16 protein-coding genes are annotated in these 11,608 nt (G+C 70.5%); all 16 read right to left on the bottom strand.

Translation table 11 applies throughout. From position 1 onward, the window contains the following. Positions 1–41: 41 nt before the first annotated feature. Complete coding sequence (locus tag OG819_RS46250) at positions 42–374, bottom strand: ParB N-terminal domain-containing protein (RefSeq protein WP_266655691.1); 333 nt, start codon at positions 372–374, stop codon at positions 42–44. A gap of 138 nt (positions 375–512) precedes the next feature. Beyond that, the gene (locus OG819_RS46245) at positions 513–695 is read right to left on the bottom strand and encodes a hypothetical protein (RefSeq protein WP_266655689.1); all 183 of its coding nucleotides are present in this window, start codon (positions 693–695) and stop codon (positions 513–515) included. A 127-nt stretch (positions 696–822) separates the two neighbouring features. Next, positions 823–1,824: a DUF3560 domain-containing protein gene (locus tag OG819_RS46240; RefSeq protein ID WP_266655687.1), complete on the bottom strand. Its 1,002-nt coding sequence runs from the start codon at positions 1,822–1,824 to the stop codon at positions 823–825. 10 nt (positions 1,825–1,834) lie between these two features. After that, entirely contained in the window at positions 1,835–2,059 is a 225-nt protein-coding gene (locus OG819_RS46235; RefSeq protein ID WP_266655685.1) for a hypothetical protein, read from the bottom strand. A 149-nt stretch (positions 2,060–2,208) separates the two neighbouring features. After that, complete coding sequence (locus OG819_RS46230; RefSeq protein WP_266655683.1) at positions 2,209–3,369, bottom strand: hypothetical protein; 1,161 nt, start codon at positions 3,367–3,369, stop codon at positions 2,209–2,211. Positions 3,370–3,417: 48 nt separating this feature from the next. After that, positions 3,418–3,582 carry a hypothetical protein gene (locus OG819_RS46225; RefSeq protein WP_266655681.1) on the bottom strand — a complete coding sequence of 55 codons (165 nt, stop codon included), beginning with the start codon at positions 3,580–3,582 and terminating at the stop codon, positions 3,418–3,420. After that, positions 3,579–3,872 (bottom strand): hypothetical protein, encoded by a 294-nt coding sequence (locus tag OG819_RS46220; RefSeq protein WP_266655679.1) that lies wholly within the window; start codon positions 3,870–3,872, stop codon positions 3,579–3,581. Before OG819_RS46220 ends, OG819_RS46225 begins: the two co-directional genes overlap by 4 nt. A 79-nt stretch (positions 3,873–3,951) precedes the next feature. Next, positions 3,952–4,974, bottom strand: a complete 1,023-nt coding sequence (locus tag OG819_RS46215) for a hypothetical protein (RefSeq protein ID WP_266655677.1) — start codon at positions 4,972–4,974, stop codon at positions 3,952–3,954. 77 nt (positions 4,975–5,051) lie between these two features. Next, positions 5,052–5,552: a hypothetical protein gene (locus OG819_RS46210; RefSeq protein ID WP_266655675.1), complete on the bottom strand. Its 501-nt coding sequence runs from the start codon at positions 5,550–5,552 to the stop codon at positions 5,052–5,054. An 83-nt stretch (positions 5,553–5,635) separates the two neighbouring features. Further along, positions 5,636–6,100: a hypothetical protein gene (locus OG819_RS46205; protein WP_266655673.1), complete on the bottom strand. Its 465-nt coding sequence runs from the start codon at positions 6,098–6,100 to the stop codon at positions 5,636–5,638. Continuing rightward, complete coding sequence (locus OG819_RS46200) at positions 6,093–6,785, bottom strand: hypothetical protein (RefSeq protein ID WP_266655671.1); 693 nt, start codon at positions 6,783–6,785, stop codon at positions 6,093–6,095. The genes OG819_RS46205 and OG819_RS46200 overlap by 8 nt, the downstream gene beginning before the upstream one ends. 285 nt (positions 6,786–7,070) lie before the next feature. Next, positions 7,071–8,075: a DUF932 domain-containing protein gene (locus OG819_RS46195; protein ID WP_266655669.1), complete on the bottom strand. Its 1,005-nt coding sequence runs from the start codon at positions 8,073–8,075 to the stop codon at positions 7,071–7,073. A 180-nt stretch (positions 8,076–8,255) separates the two neighbouring features. Beyond that, positions 8,256–8,558, bottom strand: coding sequence for a hypothetical protein (locus tag OG819_RS46190; protein WP_266655667.1), 303 nt, complete (start codon positions 8,556–8,558; stop codon positions 8,256–8,258). 23 nt (positions 8,559–8,581) lie between these two features. Continuing rightward, complete coding sequence (locus OG819_RS46185; RefSeq protein WP_266655665.1) at positions 8,582–9,073, bottom strand: hypothetical protein; 492 nt, start codon at positions 9,071–9,073, stop codon at positions 8,582–8,584. Between the two features lie 84 nt (positions 9,074–9,157). Further along, on the bottom strand, positions 9,158–9,505 hold the full coding sequence (locus OG819_RS46180) for a hypothetical protein (RefSeq protein ID WP_266655663.1): 348 nt from the start codon (positions 9,503–9,505) through the stop codon (positions 9,158–9,160). Positions 9,506–10,121: 616 nt separating this feature from the next. Continuing rightward, positions 10,122–11,321 (bottom strand): ISL3 family transposase, encoded by a 1,200-nt coding sequence (locus OG819_RS46175; RefSeq protein WP_266655656.1) that lies wholly within the window; start codon positions 11,319–11,321, stop codon positions 10,122–10,124. Between the last annotated feature and the right edge of the window lie 287 nt (positions 11,322–11,608).

The following is an 11,608-nucleotide window of genomic DNA, read 5'->3' as shown; positions in this document are numbered from 1 at the left end:
CGTGCGAGGGAAGGGGGCAGCGCAACTACCATGCACCTCGGTCAACTCGATAACGCAAGCCACGGACACGATCTAACGAAGGCCGACACCTCCTTCAGGGACAGGAACCGGGTCCAGTCGTCGCGGCCGACCAGGTTGGCACGGACGAACGCCTTGACTGGCCGCTTCTCGTGGCCCTCCGCCCCGGCGGTGGCGTTGGTGATCTGCGTGGCCTGGGAGCGCCGCCAGCCTTTGAACACGCTGTACGTGCGGTCCGGGCGGGGCCGGACACTGACCGGGTCCTGGATGACGACCACCTTCGCGGAGTTGATCAGGTCGGCGTCGGGCTCGGTGTCGTGCTCAAGGGCGTTGCACACGGTGGTGGCTGTGGCCATGTCTGGCCTCCTTGTGCTGGGTTGACGGACTTTCAGCGGTATCGGGAGGGAGTCACCTCTCGACATGTTCCATAATACTGAATCGGCGGGGTGGGGCAACCGAATTTCACAGCGCTAGCCAGCCATCAAAAGCGCAGTTCAGATGACCTTGAGGCGCTGTGCCGCGTGCACGGAGCACGCGTATACAGCACGTGTTCCGCCGCCGATGCGGGGGATGGATGTCACCTGCTCGTTGCAGGGCAGGCCGCAGTCGACGCACCGGCGGTCGTCATCAGCCGCGGGGGCCGGCGCGGGCGGCGGGGGCAGTACGGATCGGGGCATGGCGGAGCCTCTTTCGTCTTCGGGACGGGGGAGTGCCGTATGCACCTTGTGTGGGCCGGGCGTTGACGGCTACGCGTTGCGACCGCAGCGGGCTACGTGCACGCAGCGGGTGGGGCGCGGCACGCGCTTAGGCGTCGTACTGCTCCTGCTCGCTCGCGGCGGCGTTTCCGTCCTTCGTCGCCTTCTCCTGTTCCTCCGCCAGCCGCGCCCGCATCTCCTCGGCGCTCACGCGGCCGGTGACCTTGTCGTACGGGAGCTTCCCGTTCCACGAGTACTGGCGGTTGGCCTTGGACACGATCGGCCCGGCCTCGGGCCCGCCCGGCACGGTGACCGTCTTTTTGTTGACCCGCAGGACCTCCAGCAGGCGGCTGCCGGAGCGCACGAAGTCACCCGGCTCGAAGTCGCCCGGCCCCCACAGCTTCACGCCCTCGGCCTCGGCCTGGGCGATGACCCGCTCCCAGTAGCCGATCTGGTCGCACAGGTCGGCGTGGTCGGCGTCGAGCCGGACGAGGGCCTCGGCCAGAGCCTCAGGGGTGAGCCTGCCTGCCTCGGCGGCCTCGACCGTCTCGGCCTGCTGGCGCTCGACGCGGCGCCGGTCGGCCTGCAGATGCTCCAGGCGGCGCAGCGTCACCCCCGGGTTCCTTCTGTGCTGTTCGTAGTGCTCGGCCGTGACCGCGCGGCCCGCGCAGCGGTCGGCCTCCGCCTGCTCGGACTGGCCGAACAGCCCGTGCGCACGCTCCAGGTCGCGCATGTGCCGGTTGGCCGAGTAGTGGTCGACCTTCACCGGCTCGCCCCCGTACCCGCGCGTGATCTCGCGCCCGCGTTCCCACTTAGCGTCTGACGACGTCTGGAAGCACTCGGCCCGCGCGCCGAAGTGCTCGGCGCGATTGGCGGCCCGGTCGGCGCGGTCCTGCTCGGCCTCGGCGAAGGCCCGGCGCTGGGTCTCGTCGATCTCGACCGCCACCAGGTGGCCGGCCCCGCGCAGGGCATCGGCTGCCAGGCGGATCCGGTACAGGTCGGCGCGGCGGTCACGGGAGCCGCGCAGGTAGATCCCGATCCCAGGAGAGGCCCGGAAGCGGAACGGCTGGACCAGCTCGTACACACCGTCGCCCTTCACTGAGCCGGACACGAGAGTCCCGTCAGTGCGGGTGTGGGTGATGGTCAGGGGGGGCCTTCGCCGGACGCCCCTGCGCTTCGAGGTCGGCGACCAGTTCGGCCGTCGGATACAGAACGGCGCTCCAGCAGGTCGGATCGGTGCAGGTGTACCAGGTGCCGGTGAAGCGCTGTGCCGGGGACTGGTCGCCGGTGTGCAGTGTCATGGGGCCGTGCTGGCGGCACTCGGGGGTGCGGGTCGCGTCGGTCACGTAGGCGCCCTCTCTCGGTGCGGGTGCGGGTGTGGGGGTTGGGGGGTGCAGCTCTCTCGCGCGGGTGCGGCGTTTCATGTTCCATAATACCTGCCTTGGGGGGTGGGCAACCGATTTTCATGGCGCTGCCCCACCCCGGAACGCGCAGATCAGGGCCTGGTCGGCGGATTGTTGTACGTGACCTGGATGCCGTCCAGCATGACGGCCACCGTCCGGCCGGGCCTGGTCAGGAGCCGCGCGTAGGCCTCCATGTCCTTGTCGTAGAGCTCGACTTCGCGTTCGGGCGCCTCGAAGCGGGCACCGGGCCGGATCGCCCCCCAGGGCTCCAGCAGCCGCGCCACCTTGGCCCGACCCGGCTCCGCGCTCGGGTAGATGTGGAATCCCGGCGTCTGCGTGTAGTCGACGTCGGCCAGGCCGTAGGGCATGTGTCCGGCGGTAGCCAACTCCACGGCCAGGGACCGGAATTGCTCGTCCTCGATCAGGTCTGCCGACAGTCCCGGCAGGTCCATGGACGCGACTGCGGCGCGCCGGGCGGCGTCCTCCTCGCCGTTCGCGCTCTCGGCGATCCCCTGGGCCCACTCCCGGTCGTCGTACGTCCGCACGCACGCGCCGGTGAACTCGTCGACCAGGTCCCACCCTGCGCCCCCGGCGGCAGGGGCGATCCGGAACCGGGTGTCGGCCTGCCTGGCAGGGGGCTCGGCGAAGAACACGTAGCCGCTGCCGTGCGGCTCCGTCGTCGCCAGACCGGCCCGGCGCAGGACATCGGCCATGAACGGTGCCACGGCCCGGGAGGGCCCGTCGAGCGTGTGCCACCAGGCGACGGCGCACCGGGCGGTCAGCCCCAGCGGGCGGCGTACCGGCTGCTCGGAGATCGCCACCCCGCCCCGGGGGCGGTCGAGGAGTCCGGCCAGGGCGGCGTCGGCACGCTCGAGCGTGGCTGGCTGAGGGGCGGTGCGCTCGCGCAGTTCGACCAGGGCTGCGGTGTGCGCGGGCAGCAGCCGCTGACGGATGTGGTCGGCCGTGTGCCGCGAGGTGGCCTTGGCCTGGCTCTCGCTGGGGCGCGGGCGGGGCAGGGCCGTGACCGTGATCGCCTTGACCTCGATACCGTGCGCGGTCGCCTGCTCGGGCAGAACCGCGGTGACGGTGATCCGGGTCCGGGGGCGGTTCAGGGTGAGTTCCAGGGCGCGGCCGTCGGCGTAGACGATCCGCACCCGGCCGGTGTCGCCGTCCTTCTCGGTGCGGTCGGCGCCGACCTGCTCGGCAACCGAGCGTGCGAGGGACTCAAGGCCGGCGGGGGTGGACAGTTCCATGGTGGGTCTCCTTCGGGAAAGGGGGACGGGGGATTCGGGGCGGTGCGCCTACGGCGCAGGGGGCTGGACGTCGTGGCGCTCGGCGTCGGCGCGGGCGTCCCCGGCGGTGTATCCGCTGTCGCACCAGGCGCGGCAGAGCTGCCCGGGCGGGGCGTTGCAGGTCTCGCACCGTTCTTCGAAGTCCTCGGGCCTAAACGGCGGCGGGCTGCTCATGCCGGGACGTCCGTGATGTGCTCCGCCACCAGGCGGGCGGACAGGACCGGGGCCCTCGTCATCAGTGCCGCGCAGCTGGCCTGCCAGATCTGCCCCGGACTGGACGGGGAGATCTGGAAGTTGGTGGCCGGGCTGACCTGCCACATGCGGCCGTGCGGGTCGGTCACGGTGTACGTGAGGAACTGCGGGTCGTCCTGGCGGCCGTTGTCGCTCCAGTCAAGGCCGGCGGCGGTGAGGGCGCGGCCGAGCTGGGCGCAGCGTTCCGGGGTGGCGTGGGCGAACGTTGCCATGGGGCATCTCTCCTCTTGATCAGGGGCGGGGGCCGGGGCGGCCTGGCGGTGGGCCACCCCGGGGAGCGGCCGTATCGGCCTACGGGCGGGTGAGGTCGCGGTGGATGCGCTCGCTGGTCTCGCGCGCCTCCCGGCGGGCCTGCGCGGCTGCGGCTTCCGGGCTGGCCGCGTAGACGGTTTCGACGCTCCCGAACGCGTTGTCGGCGTCCTCGCGGTACTCGTCGCACAGATCGGCCCGTTCGCCCGGATCGGCGGGGGCCTCCTCCACGTGCCAGATGTCGACGTCGCCGCCGCCCGTCCACTGACCGACCACGAAGTACGGGCGGTCCCGGTTCTCCGGCGCGGCGGCGGGCCGGGCCAACCCCTCGTACTCCGACCGGAAGAGCGTCAGACGGCGGCCCTCCTCATCGGCTGCGCCCTTGCTGATCTCGACCCACTTCGGCAGATACTCGGCGCGGTGCGCCAGACTCTCGCGGTCCGGTGCCAGCAGTAGTGCGAGCACCGGGTGCGGACGGGCGGTGAACCAGCGGGCCAGCGTCCACCAGGCGGCGAGACTGCGGGCGGCCTGGACCCGGTGGGCCTCGGCCTCCTCCAGATAGCAGGCCTGCGCCCGTTCCGCGTACGAGATCATCGCGTCCAGCCACTTCAGCAACTGCGGGGTGTCGTGGCGACGGGCCGCGAGCTGGAGGCGGGCGAAGTCGCTGCGCCCGGCGTAGTCCGCGGCGCACGCGCGCAGGATGGCGGTCAGCGTCTGGCTGGCCTGCTCGGGCGCGGGGCGGTCGTCGGTGTCGACCAGGGACACCGGTCCCTGCCACCCCCAGGGCACGTCGGCGGAGTGGGCCAGCACCCGGACCGTGCTGCCCTGGTAGGCGCGGCCACGGATGCGCACGAGCGGCTCGGCGGGCAGCTCGCGCACGGCGCTGGCGGATCCGAGACTGGCCCGGACGGCGTCGAACTGGTCCCACCGGGCGGGGCTGCTGGTCGCGGTCACGTGGACGGTTCCCCGGGCGGCACCGGTGAGGCTGTAGCGCACGCTGCCGGTGGCGTCCGCCTCGGACGGAACGGCGCGGACGGTACCGGACGGGGTGGCAATGGTGATCACAGGGTCTCTCCTCACGGGGCGTACAGGAATGGGGAGTTGGCGGGCGGCCCGGCCCCCGCCGGGGCCGGGCGGTGGCCTCAGCTGGTTACGGACGGATCCGGCAGGAACGGGGCGGGGTACGCGCGGGCGACGGGCGCCGAGCCGCCCCCGCACGGCCGTACGGCGGCCTGCACGGCGGCGGGCTTCATGCCGTGCAGCCATCCGCGCTCGATACGCCACCCGCAGACAACCGGGTCCGGTTCCTGGTCGGTCTGCACGACCAGGGTGGCCAGGACCGTGCAGCTGCCTTCCAGGGCGGCCGTGACGGCGGCCTCGATGGCGGCGAACTCGTCCGGGTCCGCGTCCAGGTGCCATGCAGGGGCGGTCGTGACCGTGACGGTGGCGCTGGCCAGGCGGTAGCGGCCGTCGACGTCCACCACGGCGTAGTGCAGGCGGTGACCTCCGGCACCCAGGGCGGTGAAGAGCTGGGCGAATGCGCGGTGCGCGCGGCGGCGGGCGGCCGCGATCGCTTCGTCTCCGGGGTACGGCAGGCTGCGGCGGTCGGCGCGGGCGGCCTGGTCGGGCTGCGGGTTCGTCACGGTGACTCCAGCGGGGCGACGGGTGGGGGCCGGCTACGCGCGACGGGCGGGGGTGCCCGCACGCCGTGGCGCGCGGGCACTGGTCAGATGACGGGGCGACGGCGGCCCAACTCGTCCAGGCGACGGATGTCGGGCGCGGGCTCCCGGATGTGGCACCAGGTGCGCCCCATGAAGTCCTCGGCGGTGTAGAAGTGCACCGTCCGGGCCCGGTCGCTTCCGCCTGGCGTGGTGTACGCGGCGGCGTACCAGTAGCCGTTGATGTTGACCGGAACGGCATCCTTGGGCCACTCGTGCGGGACGGGGGTCAGGTGCGCTCGGCGGGCGTGGTGCAGGCGGTCTTCCGTGGTGAGGTCGACCGCCATGAAGTGATCCCGCTCCATCGGGTGCCGCTCGCCGAACTCGTCGTCCTGCTCCCAACAGGCCTGGCAGTGGCCGAACCACATGCACGGCAGGAGGTACAGGGGGCGGTCGTGCATCTCGGTGACGGTGCCGTGGTAGGTGACGCGGCTCCCGATGAACAACCGGGGCGCGGGCGCGGTCTCAGACATGGGCGGCCTGCCAGGCCTTCGCGTTCCACTCGCGGGTCAGTTCGTCGGCGTACGCAACGTCGCGCGCGGACTCGGCGTCCAGGGCGGCCACGACCCGGACGCTGCCCCGGATCTGGTCCGCGCGGCGCTGGGCGGCGGCGGCCTGCTCCTGGCGCTCGGCCTCGCCCTCCGGCACCTGCTGCACGAGGGAGATCCGCCCGTCCCTGTTGAAGATCACGAGGTAGCGGTGGAAGTCCTCGATCCGCGACGGGCGGGCCGGGCCGGTCGTGGTGTCGGCCAGCGTGGCGCGGGCCTTGGCCAGCAGCTTCGCCACTTCCTCGGTCGCCTTCACGCCCGTGTCCCGCTGGGGCTGGTTGCGGCCGTAGTAGACGCGGGCCTTGTCGCGGACGGGGGCGAACTCCACCGGGGCGTAGATGCTGAGCATCCTGCGCGCGTAGGCGTCGCGCTGGTCCCGCTCGTGCTGGGCGGCGTGGGCGGTCAGGGTGACCGTCGCCTGCCTCCAACCCAGGGCGCGGGCGGCGCAGGATGTGCCGTAGTACACGACGTCTTCGGCGGTGCCGTCCTCGTTCCCGTCGGCGTCCAGCGGCATCAGCGCTACCGTGCGCTTGAGTCCGCGGCGGCCGCAGCAACCGCACTCGTCGTAGTCGTCAACGATGCCTTTGATCGTCCATTTCGGGATGGGCATGAATGGCCTTCCGTGGGGCGGTGGGTGGCGCGTCGAGCTGCTGGGCATCCGCCGGCGCGGCCTGGGCGCAGTAAGCGGCGGACGTGTTCTTGGCGCGCGGGCTGCTCCGCAGACGCGAGGCGCTGCCGCTACGCGGCAGGGGCGGGCCGGGGAGCGCTCCGCGCTCCTGAGGCGGGGTGAGCGCTCCGCGCTCGGGCGGGGCGGCCTGTGCGGGCCTGTGGGGGCCTGTGGGGGCCGGGCGGGCACCCGTGGGGGAGTTGGGGCGCCCGCCCGGCGTTCAGGGGGTCAGACCGTGGTGAGGGCGAATGCCTTCTCCATCAGGTCGTTCGCCGCGCCGCTGATGACCCGCTCGGCGCGGGCGTCCGCCTTCTCGGCGTCAGTCTTGCCCCGGGTCGGGGCGACGTGGTTGGCGTACTCGGTGAGCGCGTTGTAACCGGCCCACCGCGTGCCCCGGATACCGGCCTGGGTGTCGGCGTGCTCGAACAGATTCGAGATCGCCCCCCACCGCTGGCGCTGGTTGGTCTTGGTGCGGGCGCTGTCGTTGTCCTTGACCGGCCACAGCTCGTCCACCACCGACTTGAGCTCACTGAGCGTCATCTCGGCTTCGATCATGCGCTGTGCGGCCCGCTCGAACTCCTCGGCGTACCGGACGGTCAGACCGAGGGCGGAACGGGCCTGCGCGATACGGGCCTTGGCTCCGGCGGTGTGCCGCACCACGAACGAGGAACGGGCCCCCGCGATCGCCGCGCGCTGGGTGTTCGCGCACACCACCCGGATCGGCGTCACGACGACGCGGAACGCGCTGCCTCCGTCGTGGCTGTTGAACGCCGCGATGTACAGGTCCACGTCGTCGTTCCCACCAATGGTGAGGGTCTGCGGCATCTTCATGGTCAGGAACACCTGACGGCCGTTCTTGAGCGATCCGGCAGTCTCGAAGTGCGCGCCGGACTCGTCGGCCAGCAGGTTCAGGAACTCGGCGTGTTCCTCGTTCTGTACGGGGTGGTAGTCGCTGCCGACGACTCCGAGCGTCTCCGTCCGGCCGGTCTTCGGGTGCGTGCGAGCGGTCGCGAAGTGCTGCGGGACCTCCAGGGGCGTGGTGCCGTCGGCCGTGATCTCGGTGGCCGTCAGGGGCAGAAGACGCACCTTCCAGTTGTCCAGGGACGCGAGGCGCATGGCCTCCTCGGCAGTCATCGCGCCATCGGTGACGGTGCCGAGCTTGTGCCAGGCGCTCGTGTTGGCGGAGGCGAAAGCGGCGGTGCCGTCGGTGAACTGCTCGATCTCGTGAGCCACTGGGGCTTCCCTTCTGGTGACGAACTTTCGGCGTGTCCGGTAGGGGGCCAACCCTTCCGAACTGGTTCCATAATACCTAACTCCGGGAGTGGGGCAACCGATTAAATCTCCGGTGCGCCCCACCCTCGGGGCCACGCTCTGACCTGCGGCTACGACTGCGGCGGCTTGTGCCGCATCAGGTCACTCGCCCTGCTCGGCAAGGGCGGTAATGCCGTAGTAGAGGTACTCCGGCACGTTGAACACGTTGGTCTCGACCGGGTAGTACTGCGGGCGCTCGGTGACCATCCGGAACATCCGCCACCCGTCGACCGCGTCAATCTCCGACCACTCCAGAACCTTGCCAAAACCGGCGAGCGTGTCGCCGACTGCGAGGTACTTGACCTGTGCGCGGTAGCGCATGGTCCCGGTCCGGTCGCGGCCATCTTGCTCGACCACATGGGCGCGCGGGTGGGTCTTAAGCTGCTTGGCGATCCTCTGACTCATGATCAGTTCCCTTCCGTGTGGGCTTACCGCTGCCAGTGCTGCGGGAGTGCCGTAACGCTCGACGTGTGGACTCCGGTCAGTGCGGTGACGAACGCGCCGTTCCTGTACTCGCTGAGGCGGTAGAGCACGGACTCTTGTCCTCGGCGGTCCAGTTCGCGCTCAATGCGAGTCACCCAGTAGCGGCCGTGGCAGCACTCCTGCGACCCGTGGTAGCTGACCAACTGTCCGACGCTGGGGCCGCTGTCCGCGTGTAGGGCGGCGGACAGGTTGGCCAGGGCCGTACCGAACGTGTAGGGCGGCAACGGAACGTCGGCCAGCGCGGGCCCGGTGTGCCCGGTCCGTACGCCAGAGATCCATCCCGCCTCGAAGAGGGGCCGGGCCAACTCGCGTACGTCGTGCGGGAAACCGGTGTTCTCGGGGAGCTGCTCCAGGGCTGCCCGGAAAGCGGCCTCCATTTGCTCTCGCTCGCCATCGGTCGCCGGAATGGCGCGGTGGGCGGGCTCAATGCTCGTCATGCTCACAGTTGCTTTCCCTCCGGTTGGTGTAGGTGCTGGGGATGCCCGGGGGGCCCGGTGGACCGGACCCCCCGAAATTGCCGCCTACTTCAGCCCGCGCGTCCGCAGAAATTCACTGATGCGGAATGCGACGGCGCGCACCGAAAGGGATGCACCCCGGAAGGTTCCGAGAATGCGGGGCCCGGTGTCGCTGTCGTGGATGACGTGGAACTCGAACCCCTCGGCGACCGGCAGAAGAATTCGGATGGGACCGGCCGTGGTCTCGAACCGGATAGACGTGGTGTTGTCGTCCTGGTTGTGCTCGATGACGGCGTCCCGGAGGAGTTCCGGGCGCGGGAGGAAATTGGCGATCCGGCGGGCCTTTGCAGCCTGAGGGGTCGTGATCTCGTCCGTGCTGGGAGCCACCTTGCCTCCGCTGATGACGATTTCCACGCTGACGCCTTTCTATTGACGAACGTTCGGCGGTGCCGGTTAGGGGGCCACCCCTTCCGACATGTTCCATAATACAGCAGTCTTGATCTGTTGCACCACCTCACGCGCAAAACTCCTGCGCTATCTCTTGCGTCATCTCCTGACCCTGCCCGGCGGCCGGCCTCCGGGCGTCCCTGGTCAGCTGGCCTTTCCGTCGTGGTCGGGGAGCTGACATCCCCTCTGCTGCCGCTCTCCCTGCCCGAATGAGAGAAAAAGGGTGGGTGTGGGCGTGGGTGGCGCGGCGGCGTCGGGGATCGGGGCGGGTGGTTGTGTTGCGCGTCGGCGGGGCCTCCGCGCTCTGTGGTGGGGCCCTGGCGGGCCCTGGACCGTGTGGGCGGTCCAAGGGTCCGGTCTGCTCGGGTTGTCTGTCGGGTCGGTTCCTGGTTGGTCGGTCTTCCGGGGGTGTGTCTGCTCCTGTCTTGTCCTCGGTCTGTCTGTCTCCTGGGGGGTGTCGGTCCTGCCGGAGGCAGGCACACCTGCCAGGAACTGACCCAACGCCCCTTGCCCTGAAAGGGGTTGGGCCCCGGAGGGGCCCTTTCCTTTCCCGGGTATTCCGTGGTTTACTGGGTCTTCGAATTTAGTGGGGGTGTGCCTCCCGTCGGCTTCGCCGGGTGGTTGCGCAGCGTGAGCGGAGGCGTTGGTTCGCTCGGTTGCGGAAGCCGAAGGCGTTACGCGCTTCGAGCTTGATGAGGCGGTTGTTGCCCTCCGAGGCGGCGTTGGTGATCCCGGTGGTCAGGTAGGTCTCGATGCCGTCCCACCACTGCTCGATGGTCTCGGCGAGGGTGACGAGTTCGGGCAGGTGAGCGTGGTCGGCGACGTGGGCGAAGAAGCGGTGGCGGGCGGTGGAGATCGCGGAGTGGTCGGGGGTGACGTGCCTGCGGGTGACGGTCAGGCCCAGGAGGTCGCGCAGGAGTTCCTTGCCCTGCCAGGCCGCATAGATCTGTCGGCCGTAGGTCCCCATGTACTCCAACTCGGTCTTGAGGAGCTCGCGTTGTTCGTCGGTGAGGTCTTCCTTGTTGCGGCGCAGGAGCTTGCGGACGCTGTAGATGCTGTCGCCCTTGCGGGCCCGGCGGCCGTGCTGTTTCCAGGTGAGGCGTCGGCGCAGGTCGGCGAGGTGGCGCTGGGCGAGTTGCACGATGTGGAAGCAGTCCACGACCACCGCCGCGTGCGGCAGGGCACGGTGGACGGCGGCGCGGAAGGTGGAGCACAGGTCGATGGCGACGTAGCGGACCTGCTCGCGCCAGGCGGCGGGCCGGGCCGTCAGCCAGTCGGCGACGGAGGCGGAGTTGCGGCCCTCGACCTGGCCGAACAGGCCGCGCCCGCCGATCGCGTCGACGAAGCCGATGTGCCAGGCGTCCGCGACCAGCTCCCACTTCTCCGTGTCCGGGTTCTGCTCCCACACCGGCTTACCCCGCCGGGTCTCGTCGATCCCGATCGCCTCGGTCACCGGCGGCTCCTCGGGCAGGACCTTCGCGGCGTAGTCCTCGAAGCAGTGCTGCACGATCGGCCAGGACAGGCCCAGATCCCGGCCGGCCTGCACCACCGATCGCCCGCCGTCACACACCGCGGCCCCGGCCGCCCGCCGAAGCGCCCCGGTCGTACGCATCCGCGCGGGTACCTGGCCTATGGACTCGGTGAACGAGCGGCGGTCGCAGTCGAGTTCGGTGCAGTGCCAGCGTGCCTTGCGCCACCGGATACTCACCGGGCGCCCGCCGCAGGACAGGTGTCTGGGGGCGGTGGTGCGGTAGTCCTTCAGCCGGGTGGAGAAACCCCGCACGAGGGGCAGGCCCTCGCGGACTCCTCGTTCGTCACGACGTATACCGTCGATCCGCCTGCCTTGTCGTCCTTGACCTGCGTCACACTCACCCCCTCCAGCCCAAGCAGTCGCGTCGCAGCCTCGTTGGTCCCGGTATCGTCGATGCTCAAGCCCGTGGGTTCTTCATGATCGGTTGCCTAGACAACAACCATGATCACGAAGACCCGCGGGCTCCTGCGTCCAGGCCACCCACACCCCAGGCCCATCACGCTCGGTGACTGAACGTCAGGCCGTCACCGCCGCACCCC

The sequence above is a fragment of the Streptomyces sp. NBC_01549 genome (assembly GCF_026339955.1).
GTDB lineage: Bacteria > Actinomycetota > Actinomycetes > Streptomycetales > Streptomycetaceae > Streptomyces.
This window is presented reverse-complemented; position numbering and strand designations above follow the sequence as displayed.